Raw genomic sequence first — 18,595 nt, forward strand, 5'->3', positions numbered from 1 at the left:
CGGCCCTGTTCCGAGGCCAGCTGCTTCAGCCGGATTGCGCTTGACAAGCCGGCCGGGCCGCCGCCGACGATGACGACGTCGTATTCCATCGCTTCGCGCGGACCGTATTGTTCGAGAAGCGTCGTGTGCGCAACCGGGAATGTCATCTCTTTCGCCCCCTGTGCCGCTCAGTGCGCGTCGGGCTGCGTGTCCGGCCGCGCCTGCGCAAACGCTTCCAGGGCTTCGCAGCGCGCGCCGATGGCGACGACGGTCGGGTAGGCCGCCAGGTCGCAATCGAAGCGCCGCGCGTTGTAGAGTTGCGGTACCAGGCAGCAATCGGCCATGGTCGGCGTATCGCCATGGCAGAACAGGCCGGTGTCGGGGCTTTGCGCCAGCTGCCTTTCGAGCGCGGCAAAGCCGAGGGCCACCCAGTGCCGGTACCAGGCATTCTTCTGCTCGTCCGTGGCGCCCAGCTCCTGGCTTAGATACTTCAGCACGCGCAGGTTGTTGATCGGGTGGATGTCGCAGGCGATCGCCTGCGACAGCGCGCGCACCCGGGCGCGGCCGCGCGCATCGGCCGGCAGCAGCGGAATGCCCTGGTGCGTGTCGTCGAGGTATTCGATGATGGCCAGCGACTGCGGCAGTACCAGGCCGTCGTCCTCCAGCACGGGCAGCAGGTGCTGGGGATTCAGTGCGTCGAAATCCGGGCCGAACTGTTCGCCGCCGTTCTTCGACAGATGCACATAGGCCTGGTCGGCATCGAGGCCCTTCAGGTTCATGGCGATGCGCACCCGGTAGGACGCGGAACTACGAAAATAGGTATGCAGCTTCATCTCAGAGGACCTCGACCTCGATCGGCGTCAGGCCGTCGACCGTGCCGACCATGCGCTGGCCGGGCCGCACCGCGCCCACGCCTTCCGGGGTTCCGGTCATGATCAGATCGCCCGGGCGCAGTTCGAACAGGGTCGAGAGCTGGGCGATGGTTTCGCTGACGTTCCAGATCAACTTGGCCAGATCGCTGCTCTGCACGGTCTTGCCGTCGACGCTCAGTGCGATCGCGCCGGCCTCGAGGAGGCCGCAGTCGGCGACCCGGGTGATCGGACCGATCGGCGCCGAGTAATCGAAAGCCTTGCCGATCTCCCACGGGCGGCCCTGTTCGCGCATGCGCATCTGCAGGTCGCGCCGGGTCATGTCCAGGCCGACGGCATAGCCGAAGATATGGCCGGCGGCGTCTTCCGGGGCGATATCGCGGCCGGTCTTGCCGATCGCGACCACCAGTTCGATCTCGTAGTGGTAATTCTCGGTGCGCGGCGGGTAGGGCAGCGCGACGCTGGCGCCGGCCGGCACCGGCACGACCGACTCGGCGTCGTTCGGCTTGCAGAAGAAGAAGGGCGGCTCGCGCTCGGGATCGAAGCCCATCTCGCGGGCGTGGGCGGCATAGTTGCGGCCGACGCAGTAGATGCGGCGTACCGGGAAGCTGGCCTCGCTGCCGTTGACGGGGAGGCCGACGATGCGTTGGGCCGGGATGATGAAGTTGTCGTTCATGGTTTTTCGCTCAAGGTGGTTCGGTTATTCGGGCAGGAATTCTTCGCGCAGCTGGCCGATCGCCTGCAGCACCGGGCGGTCGGAAAAACTGAACAGCACGACGTCCTCGCTGGCCTCGAGGACCAGGGTGGACCAGGACGGGACGACGAAGATGTCGCGCGGCGCGAAGTCGAAGCGGCGTCCGCCGATGGTGGCCACGCCGTGGCCTTCGACCACGCTGTAGACGGTGCCGTCGGTGCTGCGGTGGGGCAGGCCGCGGAAGCCGGCCGGCAACAGCTGCATGCAGGCGCCGATGGTCGGCATCGGCGCGCCGCCGGTGAGCGGGTTCACGTAGCGCAGCTTGACCCCGATCCACGCGTCGATTTCCTGCTGGCGGCGCAGTGTCTCGAGCGCCTCGCGCGAGCGCTCGTAGGGGTAGTTGAAGATCGGCGAGCTGCTGCCGGCGTGCAGCTGGCGCACCGGCACCATGTTGTGGCCGTAGGCCGCGAGGCTGCGTCCCTCCGGACGCGCGATCGGCTGGCTGGCGCTGTCGCCGTTTTCGGCAAAGCCGCCGTTGAAGAAGCGCGTCAGCGGGATGTCCAGGCCGTCGAGCCAGACGACCGGCTCGCTGACGCCGTCGATGCCCGGGTTGCCGTGGTCGTGCCAGGTCCAGGACGGCGTCAGGATGAAGTCGCCCGGGTGCATCATGGTGCGCTCGCCGTCCACCGCCGTGTAGGCGCCCTTGCCCTCGACGATGAAGCGCAGCGCCGACTGGGTATGGCGGTGGGCCGGCGCGACCTCGCCGGGCAGGATCAGCTGCAGGCCCGCGTACAGCGAGCTGGTGATCGAGGCACTGCCGGCCAGGCCCGGATTTTCAAGCACCAGCACGCGGCGTACGGCTTCCTCGGCCGAGATCACCTCGCCGGCCCGTTTCAGGTGCGGCAGGATGTCCTGGTAGCGCCACAGCGCAGCCTCGTAATCGGGCGCGGGCTGGCGCGGCACCAGCGTGTGCAGCGATTCCCACAAGGGCGACAGGTGCTGGGCTTGCATGTCCTGGTAGAGCGCGCGGCGCGCTTCGAGCAGATCGTTTTTCATATTCCGTTCTCCTTGGTTCTCAAGCATCGCCGGCCAGGCAGCCTGCGGCGTTCCAGTCATACAGCCAGGCCAGGGCATCGTAGAAGCCGGCGGCGTCGCGGCCTTTCCACAGGTCGTTGCGGACCAGGCGCTCGACGCCGGCGGCGTGATACAGGCGGCCCATTTCGCGCACCGACAGCACCACCCGCGCGGTACGGGCGATCCGGGAGCGCTGGTACAGCGCGAAGGCCGCCTCCATGTCGTAGTCGCAGCGGCGCACCGCCGCGCCCAGGGTGACCGCGTCTTCGAGCGCCATGCAGGCACCTTGCGCGAGGTATTGCATCATCGGATGGGCGGCGTCGCCGAGCAGCGTGATGCGGCCGCGCGTCCAGTTGTCGACCGGATCGCGGTCGGCGGTGCTCCAGCGGCGCCAGCTCGACGGCAGGTGGAGCAGCTTGCGCGGCAGCTCGGCAATGCCGGTGAAGTAGGACAGCACTTCTTCCTTGCTGCCGTCGGTCACGCCCCAGGTTTCCTGTTCCCGGCTGTGGAAAGTGACGACCAGGTTGTACTGCTCGCCGCCGCGCAGCGGGTAATGCACCAGGTGGCAGTTGGGCCCGGCCCAGACCACCGGGGCGTTCATGCGCAGCTCCTCGGGCATGTCGGCAACCGGCACCACGGCGCGGTAGACCACGTGCCCGGAAACGCGCACGTCGTCGCCGAGCACCGCCTCGCGCGCCACCGACTTCACGCCGTCGCAGCCGATCAGGTAGCCGGCCTCGAAGCGGCGGCCGCTGCTGTCGGTCACCGTCACGCCGTGCTCGTCCTGGTCGATCGATGCGATATGGCAGGAGGTCACCAGCTCGATGTGCGGATTGCCGCGCACCTGCTCCAGGATGGCGGCATGGATGTCGGCGCGGTGGATCACGGCGTACGGATTGCCGAAGCGCGCACGGAAGGCCTCGCCGACCTCGAAACTGGCCACCACCCCGCAGTCGACCGCGTCCATCATCACCAGGCGCTCGGTGAACACCGCGCGCTCGCGCACCAGCTCGCCGGCGCCGAGGGCATCGAGCGCGGCAAAGGCATTCGGGCCGAGTTGCAGGCCGGCGCCGATCTCGCCCAGCTCGGCGGCCTGCTCCAGCACGGTCACGCGCAGACCGAGTTGCGAGAGCGACAGCGCGGCTGCGATGCCGCCGATGCCGGCGCCGGCGACGATCACGGACGGCAGTGCGGAGTCAATCGGATTCATGGGTGGTCTCCTTTCGTTTTTTGAATGGAAACAGTGTGCCCATTGATCTCTATTTGAGAAACCGATGAAACCTGATTAAGATAATCAGAAAATTAAATAATGGAGACGAAATGGGTTTCGACCTCGAGCTGCTGTCGATCTTCGACGAGATCTACAAGACCGGCAACGTGACCCGCGCGGCCGGCAATCTCGGCCTGCCCCAGTCGACCGTCAGCCTTGGACTGGGCAAATTGCGCGGCCATTTCAACGACCGCCTGTTCAGCCGGACGGCCAAGGGCATGGTGCCGACACCGCGCGCGCAGAACGCGATCGAGGACGTGCGCCGCGCCATGCAGGCGCTGCAGCATGCCCTGGAGGATCAGCCCGTGTTCGACCCCGCCGGCAGCCTGCGGGAATTCCGTGTCTGCATGACGGATATCAGCGAGATCGTGCTGCTGCCGCGACTGTTGAACCACCTGCGCGAGATCGGCCCCGGCATCCACGTGGAGATCTCGAAGATTTCGCAGGACAGTCCGGCCGAGCTGGCCGACGGCAGCGTCGACCTGGCGGTCGGTTTCATGCCGCACCTGGAGGCCGGGTTCTACCAGCAGGTCTTGTTCGACCAGCAGTTCGTGTGCCTGGTGGCGGCCGCCCATCCGCGCGTGGGCGAGTCACTCAGCCTCGACACGCTGCGGCGGGAATCGCACATCCGCGTCCTGAGCTCGGGCACGGGGCATGCGATCGTCGACAAGAGCCTGGCGCAGGCTGGCGTCGAGCGCAAGATCGCGCTCAAGCTGCCCAGTTTCCTGGGCGTCGCGCGCATCGTGGCGCAGACCGAACTGCTGGCGATCGTGCCTTTCCGCTATGCCAGCGAGGTGGCGGCGAGCGAAGCGGTACGCCTGCTGCCGGTGCCGGTCGCGCTGCCCAGCTTCCAGGTCAAGCAGCATTGGCACGAGCGCTATCATGCCGACGTGTCGAACCGCTGGCTGCGCCAGACCGTGGCCAACCTGTTCCTGGAATGAGCCGGCAGCGGCCGGGGCCCGGAGATGCTAGCCGGCCAGCAGCTCGCTCAAGCCGCTGCGCACCACCTCCGCCGCTGCGGTAACCAGCGGATTGCTGGGCTGCTGCCCCGGCAGCACCATGCACAGCGTGGTTTCCAGGGATGGTTGCTCGATCTTCTGCCATGACAGTGGGGGCAGGCCCGCGCCCCGTCCGACCAGGCGCGGCATGATCGAATAACCCATGCCCTGCGCCACCAGCTCCATGGTCGAGTAAGACGCATCGACCTGCAGCGTGACGTTCACTCCCAGTCCCAGGCGCGCCGCGGCCGACTCGACCGCGACCCGGATCGAGTGATTTCCATGCGGGAGAATCAGCGGCAGCTCGGCGACGGCGGACAGCGTGACCTGGGCGTGATCGGCGCCGACCGGATTGGCGCCGATCAGGTACAGAGGTTCGGTGATGATCGGCGTGATCTTGATGTTCGGCGACGCGGCGGGGTTGTAGAGCAGCGCGAAATCGAGCTGGCCCAGCAGCACCGCGTCGTACAGCGCGCCGGACAGCCCTTCGACCACGCTGATCGTCGCGCGCGGATACAGCGCGACCAGTTTCGGCAACAGCGTCGGTATGCCGGCGCGTCCGATGCTCGGCGCCATGCCGATCGCGAGCTGGCCGGAGAAGGCCGACTCTGAGTCGCGGACCGCGATGGCGGCCGAGTCCATCAGGTGCAGGACGCCGCGGGCATACTCGAGGAACTTCTTGCCGGCCTCGGTCAGCAGGACGCCGCGCCCATGACGGTAGAACAGGCTGGCGCGCAGCTCGACCTCGAGCGCGCGCACCTGGCGGCTCAGGGTCGACTGACCGATGTCGAGCAGGTCGGCCGCCTTGATATAACTGCCGGTCTCGGCGATGCGCACGAAGTGGCGGATCTGGGAAATCTCCATACTGGCTCAGCAATCCTGGTCAGGTGTTACCGTGAAACGCAATAGTGTACCGCCCATGCGCGGCGTCCGTCGAACCAGCGTGGAGGCCGCCGCGCCCGCCCGCTCAGGCGTGTAGCCGCGCCGCCCGGCAGTGTTCGCGGCGCGCCGCGATCGTCTGCTCCAGGCGCGCCGCCGACAGCTGCAGGCGCGCCAGCCACTGCCGGATCCGGTCCAGGTCCGCCGCGGGCGGCAAGGCGCTCAGCCGCAGCACCAGCAGGACCTGCCCGCCGGCGTCGCGCACCGGTACCGACAGGTGGCGCACGTCGTAGCTGACGTGGTCCAGCAATTCGGCCGGCTCGTGCAGGCCGGCGCGTGCCTTGGCCGCTGCCAGCAGGCGCCGCTCCTGGCCGGGGGTGCGGTGCGGATTCGAGTACAGCGCCACCATCTCGTCCAGGTTTTCGTCCTCGCCCGCACCCTGCAGCGCGATCGACCAGCCGCGGCTGCGCACCCGTTCGAGCTGGGCCAGCGCACTGGCTATCGTTTCCTGGTCCGGACGGCCCAGGCGCTTCAGCCACTCGTCGTCGCCCGGCGCCCCCGGGCTGCCCACGAACAGGGGACCCAGCGGCGGCGCGCACGGCACCCGAAAGCCCAGACGGCTGCGCAGGCGGAAGTAGGGTGACTGGTTTTCCACCGCCACGTAGACGACGTCGCCGCCGACCGCCGCGATGATGCTGCATTCCGCGTTCAGCTCCGTGGCCACGGCTTCCATCTCGTCGCGGCCGATCTCGGCCAGCTGCACCGCCTCGATGGTTTCGCGCTCCGCAGCCGCGACCAGGGGCCCCGGCGAGAAGCGTCCGTAGCCGCGCTGGAAGAACAGCAGCGGCGCCGTATCCCGTTCCAGCTGCATGCCGAGCACGCCGCCCAGCACGATGTAATGGTCGCCTACCTCGGTCACGCTCGCGTAGTCGCAGTCGATCCAGGCCACGACGCCGTCGAGGACCGGATTGCCGGCCGGGCTGGCGTGCCATGCCAGCCCGGCGAACTTGTCCTCGGCCGGCGAGGCGAAATGCTGACACACCGCTTCCTGGTCGGCCGCCAAGATGTTCACGCAGAAGGTTGGCGAGCCGCGCATGCGCGCAAACGTGCGTGAAGTCTTCATCGGCAGATAGCCGATCAGCGGCGGATCGAGCGAGACCGAGGTAAAGGTGCCGATCACCATCCCGGCCGGAGCGCCGTGTTCGTCGGTGCAGGTGACGATCGCGACACCGGTCGGATAGCTGCCGAGCACCTCGCGGAAGCGGGCGCCGTCGATTTGCCTTGTTGGGGGAGTGGCTTGCATATGTGTCTCGCTGTCTCTTCGTGAATGATTGTTGTGGCGCCGCAGGAAGTACGGACCGGCTGGCGTTTTTCTGATTATATCGTTCTAGAATGAGAATTCAATAAATTTTGAATGTGGCCGGTCCGTCCCCTGCGCCTGCCGCCACCGACCGATGCAAATTCCGCATAGTAGCCTTGAAGGTATTCGACTTGTATCGCCAGGGCGCAAAGCTAACAATGCCAGACGTTGACCGCCGAGAAACGCTGGTCAGGCAACCTGGAGACAAGTAGAACCATGGACAGATTGAAGAACAAAGTCGCCATCGTGTTTGGCGCAGGACCGAACATCGGCGGCACCATCGCCCACTTCCTGGCGCGTGAAGGCGCCAGCGTCTGCGTCACCGACGTGAAGGAAGAAGCCGCCGCCGCGACGGCCGGCTTCATCCGCGAGCGCGGCTGGGAAGCGATGAGCCTGGCGGGCGATGCGCGCAAGGACGCCGACGTCGGGCGCATCGTCGCCACCACCGTCGAACGTTACGGCCGCCTTGATATCGTGGTGAACATGGCGGGGCGGGTGCACTGGGACGACGTGCTGGGCATGGAGCTCGATGACTGGAACGATTCGGTGGCCAGTTTCGCCACCGCCGGCCTGCTCGCCACCCGGCACGGCGCACGCGCCATGCTCGCCTGCGGGGCGCAGGGCAGCATCATCCATGTGATGTCGACCGCCGCCCATTTCGGCGAGGCCGACGGCGCCGCCTACTGCGCGGCCAAGGCGGCGCTCCTGAACTTCGCCCGTTCCGCCGCGATGGACCTGGCCCATCACGGCATCCGCGTGAACACCGTCACGCCCTGCTCGATGGAACACCAGCTCTGGACCACGATGCGCGACGAGATGTTCGACCCGGACTGGCAGCAGCCGGCGCGGCGCGGCTTCTATTCGCGCCAGGAATACCTCGACCAGCTGCCGCTGCGCCGCTTCCCGCGCGCCTCCGATCTGGCCTGGGCCACGGTGTTCCTGGCTTCGGACGAATCATCCTGCATGACCGGCGCCGATATGGCGGTCGATGCCGGCCTGCGCCACAAGTATCCGACCTGGACCCCGGGCAAGCACGACCCGCGCGACATCAAGGACTATGCGCGCGCGACCCGCGTGACCCGCTACGGCGAAGAACAGGAACTCCTGACCGAGCTGCTCGGCGAGCCGGTCGAACGTTCTTAAACATCCACACGGAGACCAACATGGACAATATCCAGGACCAGCGGCGCGAAGAGCGCGCCCAACAATTCAAGCAACTGACCGAATGCAGCCGCTGCAAGCCGATGGGGCGCCTGCTGCGCAAGTTCTGGCAGCCGGTCGCGCTGGCCGAGGACGTGGCGCCGGGCGCCGCCATCCCGCTGCTGATCATGGGCGAGGAACTGACGCTGTACCGCGGCGACAGCGGCGCCCTGCACCTGGTCGGCGGACGCTGCGCACACCGCCGCACGCTGCTGCATACCGGCTGGGTGGTGGGCGAGGAAATCCGCTGCATCTACCACGGCTGGCAATTCGACGGCAAGGGCGCCTGCGTCAACCGTCCCGCCGAAGCCAACACCGGCATGCCGCGCACCAAAATTCCGGGCTATCCGGTCAGGGAATACATGGGCCTGGTCTTTGCCTGGATGGGCGAGGGCGAGGCGCCGGAATTCGACCTGCCGCGCAAGCTCCTGCTCGAGCGCGAGGGCAGCCTGGTCGCCAACGGCCGCGAACGCTGGGACAACAACTGGTTCCAGCAAGTCGAAAACTCGCTCGACGCCGTCCATGTGAGCTTCGTGCACATGGCGCTGACGGTCGGCCCGTTCGGCGCCGCCGTGACCGGGGCGATTCCCGAGCTGTCGTACCAGGAAACCTCGTCGGGCATCCGCCAGACCGCCAAGCGCTCGGAGAGCAACGTGCGCGTCAGCGACTGGACCTTCCCGAACAACAACCACGTCACCGTGCCCGGCCTGACCCCGGACGACCCATGGATCGACGTGTTCGTGTGGATGATCCCGAACGACGAGCAGAACACGACCCGCTTCATGATCTACGGCCAGCAGCCCGGCGCCAGCGAGGAGGCGCGCGCGCGCTTCAGGGACTACTTCGCCAAGTACGGCAAGTACGACCCGGCCGAGCACCACGACGAGCTGTTCGCCTCACGCGAATGGAAGAATCCGGAAGACAGCTTCGTCGGCCTGACCGCTGCCCAGGACTACCTGTCGATCCGGGGCCAGGCGCGCATTACCGCACGCGAGGACGAGATCCTCGGCCGTTCCGACATGGGCATCGTCACCCTGCGCAAGCTGTTCTTCCGGGAGCTGGAGCTGCAGGAGGCGGGGCAGCTGACCAAGGCCTGGCGCTCGCTGCACGACGCGGCGCCGCTGCCGAAACAGCCGGGCCAGGAAGCCGCGGCCTGATCCGACCCCCGTTCCTTCATTTCGCCCAAAGCCACTTATGCTCGACTTGACCCCCCATGACTCGCTCCCCGAGGAGCTGCTGCAATTTCGCGATTCGATCCGCCGTTTCGTCGACCGCGAACTGATCCCGCTCGAACACGCCGTCGGGGCCAACGGCATGCTGCCGCCGGACCAGGCGGCGGCCCTGCGCGAACGCGCGAAACAGGCCGGCTTCTGGCTGATGGACGTGCCCGAGGAATTCGGCGGCCAGGGCCTGCCGCTGCTGGCGCTGGCCGTGTTCTGGGAAGAGGTCGGGCGCAGCACCGTCGCTTCCTGGGTGCGCGACCACGGCATCTTCGGCCCGATGATCGGCCCGATCCTGCTCGGCCTGAACCCGGAGCAGCGCGTACGCTACCTGCAGCCGGTGCTCGACGGCACCAAGCGCTCCTGCTTCGCCCAGACCGAACCCGACGCCGGCTCCGACCCGTCGATGATGCGCATGCGCGCCGTGCGCACCGAGACCGGCTACCGCCTGAACGGCGTCAAGCGCTACATCACGCGCGCCGCGGCCGCCGATTTCGCCGTCGTGATGGCGGTGACCGATCCGGAAAAGGGCGCGCGTGGCGGCGTCTCCTGCTTCCTGGTCGACATGGACGCCCCCGGCGTGACGCTGGCGAGCTCCGAAAAGACCCTGATGGGCGACATGCCGAGCGAAATCAGCTTCGAGGATGTCGACGTCCCGCTGGCCAACCTGGTCGGCGAGGAGGGGCGCGGCTTCGCGCTGGCCCAGGGCTATATCAATTACGGCCGGGTGCGCCAGGGGGCGCACGCCTGCGGCGCGGCCGGGCGCTGCCTGGCGCTGACGGCCGAGTACGCGCACCAGCGCAAGACCTTTGGCGAAGTGCTGGCCGAGCGCCAGGGCGTGCAGTGGATGATCGCCGACGCCTTCACCGAACTGTATTGCACCCGCCTGCTGGTGTACGACGCGGCGCGCAAGAACGACGCCGGTGTCGACGCGCGCATGGAAACCTTCATGATCAAGACCTTCGGCGTGGAGGCGGGCTGGCGCATCATCGACGCCTGCATGCAGCTGCACGGCGGCATGGGACTGACCGAGGACACGCCGATCGAGCGCTTCTGGCGCGACCTGCGCAGCTATCGCGTCACCGAGGGGCCGACCGAGGTGCTGCGCACCACGCTCGCGCGCCAGATCCTGAAACATTACAGCTGATAAGCAGGAGCCACCCATGAATCACGCCCTCGAAGGCATTCTGGTCATCGAACTCGGCACGGTCCTGACCGCGCCGCTGGCCGGCATGATGCTGGCCGACCTCGGCGCGCGCGTCATCAAGGTCGAGCATCCGAACGGCGGGGACCCGTTCCGCCGCCACGCGGGCAAGTTGTACAGCCCGCATTTCGCCTCCTACAACCGCAACAAGGAAAGCATCCAGCTCGACCTGCAAAGCGAAGCGGGCAAGGCCGAACTCCTGGCCCTGCTGGCGCGCGCCGACGTCCTGCTGGAAAACTACCGCCCAGGCGTGATGGCGCGCCTCGGGCTGACCGAGGCGGCGCTCAATGACATCAATCCGCGCCTGGTCTGGTGCTCGATCACCGGCTTCGGCAGCGAGGGTCCCTACGCCGACCGCCCGTGCTACGACGCGGTGGCGCTGGGCCTGTCCGGACTGGCCAGCCTGATGCTCGATCCGGCGCAGCCGGCAATGAACGGCCCTACCATTTCCGACAACATCACCGGCATGTATGCCAGCTACGGCATCCTCGGCGCGCTGATGCAGCGCCACCGTACCGGCAAGGGCGCGCGGGTCGAAGTCAACATGCTGGAAGCCTCGATCGCCTTTTCACCGGAGGGCTTCGCGCAATACACCCGGCTCGGCGCCGTACCGACACCGCAGACCCGCGTGGCGATCTCGCAATCGCACGCCTTCCCCTGCGCCGACGGGCGCCTGGTGGCGGTGCACCTGTCATCGGTGGAGAAATTCTGGCAGGCCTTCGTCGCGGTCATCGAACGGCCCGACCTGCTGGAGGACAGCCGCTTCCTGACCCCGGAACTGCGCACCCGTCACTACGCGGAGCTGAACCAGGATGTCGCCCGGACTTTCCGTACCCGCACGCGGGACGAATGGTGCGAGCGGCTGGCCCGCAGCGACGTGCCTTTTTCCCCCGTCAACACGATCCCGGAGGTGATGGAGGACCCGCAGGTGCGGCAGTTGCGGACCTTCTACGAGATCGCCCACCCCGAGCATGGAAAGATGATCGGCATTCACCGCCCGGTGAGCATCGATGGCGCACGCGGCCCGACCACGCGCGCGGCGCCGGTGCTGGGCGAGCACAGCGCGGCGATTCGCGCCGAGTTCAAGCTCGGCTGACGCCGGCGCAGATCCACGCCTTATTTTGAAGGACACACGATGAACCAACAACAGATCAGCGACATCGCCGACGTCCTGTGGGCGGCGGAGCAGGGGCGCGCCCCGTGCGCGCCGCTGCGCGAACGCATCCTGGCCGCGGCCGGCGAGCTCGACCCGGTCGTCGCCGCCTACGCGGTGCAGCAACACAACGTGCAGCGCCGCATCGAAGCCGGCGCGCGCGTGGTCGGGCGCAAGATCGGCCTGACCTCGAACGCCGTGCAGAAGCAGCTGGGCGTCGATTCGCCGGACTTCGGCATGCTGTTCGCCGATATGGCCTTCGGCGACGGCGAGGAAATCCCGCTGGCGCGCACCCTGCAGCCGAAGGTCGAGGCCGAGATCGCGCTGGTGCTGGAACGCGACCTCACGCACGAGCGCCACACCTTCGCCGACCTTGTCTCCGCCACCGCCTATGCGCTGCCGGCCATCGAGGTCGTGGGCAGCCGCATCGGGAACTGGGACATCAAGCTGCTCGACACGGTGGCCGACAACGCGTCCTCCGGCGTGTTCGTGCTGGGTTCCCGGCCGGTGAAGCTGGGACGCCTCGACCTGGTGAACTGCGCGATGACGATGGAGCGGCGCGGCGAAACGGTGTCCGCCGGCAGCGGCGCCGCCTGCCTGGCGAATCCGCTCAACGCGGCAGTGTGGCTGGCCGACATGATGGTGCGCGTCGGCACCCCGCTGCGCGCCGGCGACGTGCTGCTGACCGGGGCGCTCGGCCCGATGGCGGCGGTGGCGCCGGGCGACCAGTTCGTCGCGCGCATCGACGGCCTGGGCGAGCTGCGCGCCGTATTCGGACAATGACAAAGGATTTCAGCATGACGCAACAGACAAAGAAACGGGTCGCCATCATCGGTCCGGGCAATATCGGTACCGACCTGATGATCAAGATCCTCCGTCACGGCAAGCATATCGAGATGGGTGCCATGGTCGGCATCGATCCGGCTTCCGACGGACTGGCGCGCGCCGCGCGCATGGGCGTGGCCGTCACCCACGAAGGCGTGGAAGGCCTGGCGCGGCTGCCGGTGTTCGACGAGATCGACATCGTGTTCGACGCCACCTCGGCCGGCGCCCACGTCAGGAACGACGCCTTCCTGCGCGGCCTGCGCCCGTCGCTGCGCATGGTCGACCTGACCCCGGCCGCGATCGGTCCGTACTGCATCCCGGTGGTCAACGGCGACAAGCACGTCGACGCGCCGAACGTCAACATGGTCACCTGCGGCGGCCAGGCGACCATCCCGATGGTGGCCGCGGTGGCACGGGTCGCCCCGGTGCACTACGCCGAGATCGTGGCCTCGATCGCGAGCAAGTCGGCGGGGCCGGGCACGCGCGCGAATATCGACGAGTTCACCGAAACCACCTCGCGTGCGATCGTCGAGGTCGGCGGCGCGCGCGAGGGCAAGGCGATCATCATCATGAACCCGGCCGAGCCGCCGCTGATCATGCGCGACACGGTGTACTGCCTGGCCGCGCTCGACGCCGACCAGGAAGCGATCCGCGCCTCGGTGCGCGCCATGGCCGCCGACGTGGCGTCCTACGTGCCCGGCTACCGTCTCAAGCAGGAGGTGCAGTTCGAGCGCTTCGGCCCGGAGAACGCGCCGAACCTGCCGGGCCTCGGCCGCCAGGCCGGCCTCAAGGTGTCGATCTTCCTCGAGGTCGAAGGCGCCGCCCACTACCTGCCGGCATATGCGGGCAATCTCGACATCATGACCAGCGCTGCGATGGCGACCGCCGAACGCATCGCCGCCAGCATGTCCGCCGCCGCACTGGCGGTATAAGGCTTGACGGAGACAACCATGTTTAAGCACGACAAGAAGATCTATGTTTCGGACGTCACCCTGCGTGACGGCATGCACGCGGTGCGCCATCAATATTCGCTGGAGCAGGCCGTGCGCATCGCCCGCGCGCTGGACGCGGCGAAGGTCGATTCGATCGAGGTGGCGCACGGCGACGGCCTGCGCGGCTCGAGCTTCAACTACGGCTTCGGCGCGCACACCGACCTCGAATGGATCGAGGCGGTGGCCGGCAGTATCACGCACGCCAAAGTGGCGACCCTGCTGTTGCCGGGCATCGGCACCATCCACGACCTGAAGAACGCCTACGACGCCGGCGCACGCATCGTGCGGGTGGCTACCCATTGCACCGAGGCGGACATCTCGCGCCAGCACATCGAGTATGCGCGCGAACTGGGCATGGACACGGTCGGCTTCCTGATGATGAGTCACATGAACACCCCGGCCGGCCTGGCGCAGCAGGCCAGGCTGATGGAAAGCTACGGCGCGCAGTGCGTGTATGTGGTGGACTCGGGCGGGGCCATGAACATGCTCGACATCGCCGAGCGCTTCAAGGCGTTCAAGGACGTGCTGAAGCCGGAAACTCAGACCGGGATGCACGCGCACCACAACCTGAGCCTGGGCGTCGCCAATTCCCTGGTGGCGCTGGAACACGGCTGCGACCGCATCGACGCCAGCCTGACCGGCATGGGAGCGGGCGCCGGCAATGCGCCGCTGGAAGTGTTCATCGCCGCCGCCGACCGCATGGGACTGAAGCACGGCTGCGACGTCAAGATGCTGATCGACGCGGCCGAGGACATCGTGCGCCCGATGCAGGAGCGCCCGGTGCGGGTCGACCGCGAGACCCTGGCGCTGGGCTATGCCGGCGTGTATTCGAGCTTCCTGCGCCATGCCGAAGCGGCGGCGGCGAAATATGGCATCCCGGCCTTCGACATCCTGGTGGAGCTGGGCACGCGCCGCATGGTGGGCGGCCAGGAAGACATGATCGTCGACGTCGCGCTGGACATGCTGAAGCAGCGCGCGCCCGCCGTAGCCTGAGCCTGCCGCCCGCGTCCGGTGTTCGCCCGCGCGGATGCGGGCTGCTCCAATGCAAAAAGCGTATAGCAGCCATGCACAGTTTCCGGTTGCAATATGTCGCGCGGATGTAGAGAATTCTAGAACATAACTTCCAGAGCACAATTCTGGTAAATATAATACGGAGACCATCCCATGCCCCATGCGCCAACTAACCGCACAGGGAAACGCCCGGCCAGCCTTACCCCTCATGTGCTGCGCGCGTTTTCGATTCCAGGCAGTCTTTCCGGCGCGGTCCCTACCGGAGCGCGCTGACCATCTTTATCCGAACTGCGCACCGAGCCCACCTCAGATGGGCCGCGACAGTCGAGCAGCACTCATTCGATCGGGTGACGTTTGCGCCACCTGATCGCAGTCTGGCAGAAGGGGCCTTGTCCGGCCTTACACATGAAAAGAATGGAGACACCATGAAGAAGTTAGTAGCCGGTATGGCCGCCTTGTGCGCGTCGGCCGCGTCGTTCGCCCAGTCCACCGCCAGCGTCCCGGAGGCGCAGCCAAGTACCGTCAAGATCTATGGCGTCGCCGATATCGCGCTCGCCGAGTACCGCACTTCGGGCCAGTCGCGGCTCGCGATGCACCCCGGCGGCGCGGGATCCCGGCTCGGCTTCCTGATCGGGGAAAACCTGGGCCAGGGTTGGGCGCTCAATGCCCGCCTCGAGGCCGGCATCAACCTCGATACGGGTACCTCGAGTTCCACCAACGGCGTCCCGAACCGCGTGTTCGGCCGCCAGGCCTATGTCGAGCTGGCGAACAGGGACTTCGGCGCGCTGCGCCTCGGCCGCCAGGAAGGTCCGATCTATACCTTCTTCCCGACCTACGATCCGATGCTGCTGCCGGCGATGGATGCCTGGGGGGTGGTGACCACCCTCGGCTCCCCGGCTCCCGGCGTGGCATCCGGAAACGGCACATCGACGGGCTTCATGATCAATCCGACGGGGCGCACGGAAAACACGATCGGCTATATCTCGCCGCGCCTGGCCGGCGTGCAGGGCAAGTTGTCGTACAGCCTTGCCGAAGGCGCGGCCACCCAGCCAAGCCTGGTCGAAGCGAACATCGACTATGTGGCCGGCCCCCTGCAGGTCGGCGCGCTGTACGTGAGAGCGGGCAGTACGCCCGGCAGCGCCACCGTCCGCCCCACCGACTCGAATTCCGAGTTCGCGATCGGCGCCAAATACCAGGCCGGCCCGGTTCAGCCGTATCTCACCTATATCCGGCGCAAGTCGACCGATCCGACCCGTGCCGCAGGCGGCGGCGTCCTGAACGGCAATGCCGAAACCGTCAAGCTGATCGGTGTGGTGATCCCGGTCTCCGCGCGCGGTGCGGTGCGCATGACCTATGGCCGCTATGCGAGCGGCACCGCGAACGCCGATGCATCGAACTACGGCGCCGCCTACACCTACGATGTCAACCCCAGGCTGATGCTGATGGCCGCCGTGACCCACCTGTCGCAGGACAGTGCCGCACGCTATCCCGTGTTCCAGAGTCCGCGCCCGAATCCCGGCAAGTCGGTCAACGCCGTGACGACCGGCCTGACCTGGCGCTTCTGATCGCGATCCGTTTTTTCAAACTGAGGGGTAGTGAAATGTCCAAAAAGTCAGCCTGGTATTACATCGTTCACTGGCTGCGCCTGTACTTCGGCGCGCACCTGCTGTTTTCCGGTATCCGTTATGCGGCGACCGCTTATGTGCCCGAGATCCCCGGCGTCGGCGGCGAATGGGTGCAGGCGAACGCCAACATCTATCTGTACCAGGCCATCAAGTATCTCGAGATCGTCACCGGCGCCATGCTCTTCTTCAACCGCTTCACGCTGCTCGGCCTGATCCTCGAATTCCCGACCACGGTGAACATCTTCTGGCTCAACACCTTCATCGTCGCCACCCCGCGCCAGTTGTTCACGGGGCCGCAGGAATTGTTCATGAACGGCGTCCTGCTGCTGGCCTATAGCGGCTGGATCTATGCCGCGGTGAAGCCGAAGCTCGAGCCGCTGTGGCTGTGGGACGGCGAGCGTGCGTACAAGCCGGTCATCGGCGCCCGGATCGCCGATCAGCATGACGTGCGCGATGTTAAATTCAAGAGCGAGGTGAACTGATGGACAAGAGTAAATGGATTGCTGTTGCGGCCTGTCTCGGCTTGACGGTTGCCGCGTATATCGGATCGACCGGGTTGTTCTATGCCGACTTCCGGCCGATTCGCAACTACGACCTGGTCGGCTTCGCCGGCTCCTGGGGCGGTCTGATCTGGATGCTGATCCGGGACCGGAAACGCAAGGCCTGATCAAGGAGACGATCATGGAAACGAGCCGTAGAAAATTCGTACAACTGTCGGCCTTGATGGCATCGAGCTGGGCTGTGCCGGCCTGGGCTTTTGCCGATGCGGCCCCCGTGCAGGCGGGGCCGGGCGCGGCGCCGCTGCCCGACGCCGTGTACACGCTGGTCGATTATTGCCTGAACACCCGTTTCGAGGACTTGCCGGCGGACGTCGTCGCCATCACCAAAACCCAGATCCTGGATACGGTGGCGGTCGCGCTGCCGGCCCTCGGCGCGGACGGCATCAAGCAGGTGTATGCCTGGAGCCGGGAAACCGGCGGCAAGGCCGAAAGCCTGGTGCTCGGCACGAAGCAGCGCATGCCGGCGGAAAAGGCGGCCCGCCTGAACGCCTCGATGGCGGCCGCCCTCGAGTTCGACGATACCTACGAGCCGGCACTGATGCACGCCTCCTGCGTCACGATTCCGGTGGCGCTGGCGGTGGCCGACTTCACCGGCCGCGTCAGCGGCAAGGAGCTGATCACCGCGGTCGCGGTCGGCACCGATGCGGCCTGCCGCCTGTCGCGCGCCGGCTCGCCCGGCATCTCGCCCTTCATCGTCGGCTGGGACCCGACCCCGATGTACGGCTTCCTGTCCGCCACCCTGGTGGCCGGGCGCCTGATGGGCCTGACCCGCGAGCAGCTGGTGGCCGCCGTCGGACTGGCTTACCATCAGGTTGCGGGCAACGCCCAGGCCAGCATCGACGGCACGCATGCCAAGCGCCTCGGTGCCGGCTTCGCTGCCTACGGCGGCATCGTGTCGGCGCGTCTGGCGAAACGTGGCGTGGTCGGCTCCGACCACGTGCTGCAGGGCGTCAAGGGCTTGTTCAAGCAATACCACGGCGGTAAATATTCCGAGGACGCCTTGCTCGGCGGGCTGGGCACCCGCTTCGCCGGCCTCGACATCGCACCGAAGCCCTATCCGTGCTGCAGGGGAGGGCATGTGGCGATCGATGGCGCCCTCGACCTGGTCAAGGCCAATGACATCAAGCCGGGCGACGTTGAAGGCGTCAGGGTCTACAGCCCGCCGGCCGAGATCATGCTGCTCGGTGCGCCCCTGGACAAGAAGCAGAATCCGAAGACCGTCGTCGAAGCCCAGTTCAGCAACCCGTGGATGGTGGCGGCGGCGATTCAGGACAGGGAAGTGGGCCTGCGTCATTTCACCGATGCGGCCTTGCAGCGTGCCGATCTGCGCGCGCTTGCCAGACGCATCGTCACCGTCGAGGACAAGACGCTGGTGCGGCCGGACGGCGGCCCGGGCTTCGTGCGTCTGGAAATCACGACGCGCGACGGCAAGACCCATGACAAGCTGGTCAAGTTTGCCAAGGGCGATCCGAAGAACCGGATGACGCCGGAGGAATACCGGAACAAGCTGTTCGAGTGTACCGACGCGGCGGGCATGAAACGCGCCCAGGCCGAGCGCCTGATGGCGCGGATCATGAAGCTGGAAGCGGAACCCGACGTCTCGGCGCTGAACGCCGCGATGGCGGTCGGCTAGGTACAGGAGCGGGAAGTGGGCGTCCGTATTGATGGCCCGCTCGCTTCCC

Annotated in this window: 19 protein-coding genes; 12 read left to right on the forward strand and 7 right to left on the reverse strand. The window is 67.0% G+C overall.

What is annotated here, in order from left to right:
- The 5 genes from ACI48D_RS22590 to ACI48D_RS22610 form a co-directional block, all read right to left on the reverse strand.
- Nucleotides 1-146 (reverse strand): FAD-binding protein (locus ACI48D_RS22590; RefSeq protein ID WP_435573531.1); only part of this gene is annotated, 146 nt, incomplete at its 3' end.
- Nucleotides 147-167: 21 nt separating this feature from the next.
- Complete coding sequence (maiA, locus tag ACI48D_RS22595) at nucleotides 168-812, reverse strand: maleylacetoacetate isomerase (RefSeq protein ID WP_435573485.1); 645 nt, start codon at nucleotides 810-812, stop codon at nucleotides 168-170.
- A 1-nt stretch (nucleotide 813) separates the two neighbouring features.
- Complete coding sequence (locus ACI48D_RS22600) at nucleotides 814-1,524, reverse strand: fumarylacetoacetate hydrolase family protein (RefSeq protein ID WP_435573486.1); 711 nt, start codon at nucleotides 1,522-1,524, stop codon at nucleotides 814-816.
- A 24-nt stretch (nucleotides 1,525-1,548) separates the two neighbouring features.
- Nucleotides 1,549-2,598: a gentisate 1,2-dioxygenase gene (gtdA, locus tag ACI48D_RS22605; RefSeq protein ID WP_435573487.1), complete on the reverse strand. Its 1,050-nt coding sequence runs from the start codon at nucleotides 2,596-2,598 to the stop codon at nucleotides 1,549-1,551.
- A 19-nt stretch (nucleotides 2,599-2,617) separates the two neighbouring features.
- On the reverse strand, nucleotides 2,618-3,826 hold the full coding sequence (locus ACI48D_RS22610) for a 3-hydroxybenzoate 6-monooxygenase (RefSeq protein WP_435573488.1): 1,209 nt from the start codon (nucleotides 3,824-3,826) through the stop codon (nucleotides 2,618-2,620).
- Nucleotides 3,827-3,936: 110 nt separating this feature from the next.
- On the opposite strand from ACI48D_RS22610, the gene ACI48D_RS22615 reads away from it, so the two are divergent.
- Nucleotides 3,937-4,827 carry a LysR family transcriptional regulator gene (locus ACI48D_RS22615; protein ID WP_435573489.1) on the forward strand — a complete coding sequence of 297 codons (891 nt, stop codon included), beginning with the start codon at nucleotides 3,937-3,939 and terminating at the stop codon, nucleotides 4,825-4,827.
- 27 nt (nucleotides 4,828-4,854) lie between these two features.
- On the opposite strand, the gene ACI48D_RS22620 is transcribed toward ACI48D_RS22615, so the two are convergent.
- Both ACI48D_RS22620 and ACI48D_RS22625 read right to left on the reverse strand, forming a co-directional pair.
- Nucleotides 4,855-5,748, reverse strand: a complete 894-nt coding sequence (locus ACI48D_RS22620) for a LysR family transcriptional regulator (protein WP_435573490.1) — start codon at nucleotides 5,746-5,748, stop codon at nucleotides 4,855-4,857.
- 103 nt (nucleotides 5,749-5,851) lie between these two features.
- Nucleotides 5,852-7,066, reverse strand: a complete 1,215-nt coding sequence (locus ACI48D_RS22625) for a flavin reductase (RefSeq protein WP_435573491.1) — start codon at nucleotides 7,064-7,066, stop codon at nucleotides 5,852-5,854.
- Nucleotides 7,067-7,339: 273 nt separating this feature from the next.
- Here ACI48D_RS22625 and ACI48D_RS22630 point away from each other — a divergent pair, with 273 nt between their 5' ends.
- The 11 genes from ACI48D_RS22630 to ACI48D_RS22680 all read left to right on the forward strand — a co-directional run bounded on the left by ACI48D_RS22630 (nucleotide 7,340) and on the right by ACI48D_RS22680 (nucleotide 18,546).
- The gene (locus ACI48D_RS22630; RefSeq protein WP_435573492.1) at nucleotides 7,340-8,266 is read left to right on the forward strand and encodes an SDR family NAD(P)-dependent oxidoreductase; all 927 of its coding nucleotides are present in this window, start codon (nucleotides 7,340-7,342) and stop codon (nucleotides 8,264-8,266) included.
- A gap of 20 nt (nucleotides 8,267-8,286) precedes the next feature.
- On the forward strand, nucleotides 8,287-9,480 hold the full coding sequence (locus ACI48D_RS22635) for a Rieske 2Fe-2S domain-containing protein (RefSeq protein WP_435573493.1): 1,194 nt from the start codon (nucleotides 8,287-8,289) through the stop codon (nucleotides 9,478-9,480).
- A gap of 37 nt (nucleotides 9,481-9,517) precedes the next feature.
- On the forward strand, nucleotides 9,518-10,690 hold the full coding sequence (locus ACI48D_RS22640; protein WP_435573494.1) for an acyl-CoA dehydrogenase family protein: 1,173 nt from the start codon (nucleotides 9,518-9,520) through the stop codon (nucleotides 10,688-10,690).
- 16 nt (nucleotides 10,691-10,706) lie between these two features.
- Complete coding sequence (locus ACI48D_RS22645; RefSeq protein ID WP_435573495.1) at nucleotides 10,707-11,843, forward strand: CaiB/BaiF CoA transferase family protein; 1,137 nt, start codon at nucleotides 10,707-10,709, stop codon at nucleotides 11,841-11,843.
- A gap of 39 nt (nucleotides 11,844-11,882) precedes the next feature.
- On the forward strand, nucleotides 11,883-12,683 hold the full coding sequence (gene mhpD, locus ACI48D_RS22650; protein ID WP_435573496.1) for a 2-keto-4-pentenoate hydratase: 801 nt from the start codon (nucleotides 11,883-11,885) through the stop codon (nucleotides 12,681-12,683).
- Nucleotides 12,684-12,697: 14 nt separating this feature from the next.
- Nucleotides 12,698-13,657 (forward strand): acetaldehyde dehydrogenase (acetylating), encoded by a 960-nt coding sequence (locus tag ACI48D_RS22655; RefSeq protein ID WP_435573497.1) that lies wholly within the window; start codon nucleotides 12,698-12,700, stop codon nucleotides 13,655-13,657.
- 18 nt (nucleotides 13,658-13,675) lie between these two features.
- Nucleotides 13,676-14,710 (forward strand): 4-hydroxy-2-oxovalerate aldolase, encoded by a 1,035-nt coding sequence (gene dmpG / locus ACI48D_RS22660; protein WP_435573498.1) that lies wholly within the window; start codon nucleotides 13,676-13,678, stop codon nucleotides 14,708-14,710.
- 443 nt (nucleotides 14,711-15,153) lie between these two features.
- Complete coding sequence (locus ACI48D_RS22665; RefSeq protein ID WP_435573499.1) at nucleotides 15,154-16,293, forward strand: porin; 1,140 nt, start codon at nucleotides 15,154-15,156, stop codon at nucleotides 16,291-16,293.
- 35 nt (nucleotides 16,294-16,328) lie between these two features.
- Complete coding sequence (locus tag ACI48D_RS22670; protein WP_435573500.1) at nucleotides 16,329-16,835, forward strand: hypothetical protein; 507 nt, start codon at nucleotides 16,329-16,331, stop codon at nucleotides 16,833-16,835.
- Nucleotides 16,835-17,020, forward strand: coding sequence for a hypothetical protein (locus ACI48D_RS22675; RefSeq protein WP_435573501.1), 186 nt, complete (start codon nucleotides 16,835-16,837; stop codon nucleotides 17,018-17,020). Before ACI48D_RS22670 ends, ACI48D_RS22675 begins: the two co-directional genes overlap by 1 nt.
- Nucleotides 17,021-17,034: 14 nt before the next feature.
- Nucleotides 17,035-18,546 carry an MmgE/PrpD family protein gene (locus ACI48D_RS22680; RefSeq protein WP_435573502.1) on the forward strand — a complete coding sequence of 504 codons (1,512 nt, stop codon included), beginning with the start codon at nucleotides 17,035-17,037 and terminating at the stop codon, nucleotides 18,544-18,546.
- The last annotated feature ends 49 nt before the right edge of the window (nucleotides 18,547-18,595 follow it).

Origin of the sequence: Massilia sp. LXY-6 (assembly GCF_051233485.1) — a bacterium.
GTDB lineage: Bacteria > Pseudomonadota > Gammaproteobacteria > Burkholderiales > Burkholderiaceae_D > Telluria.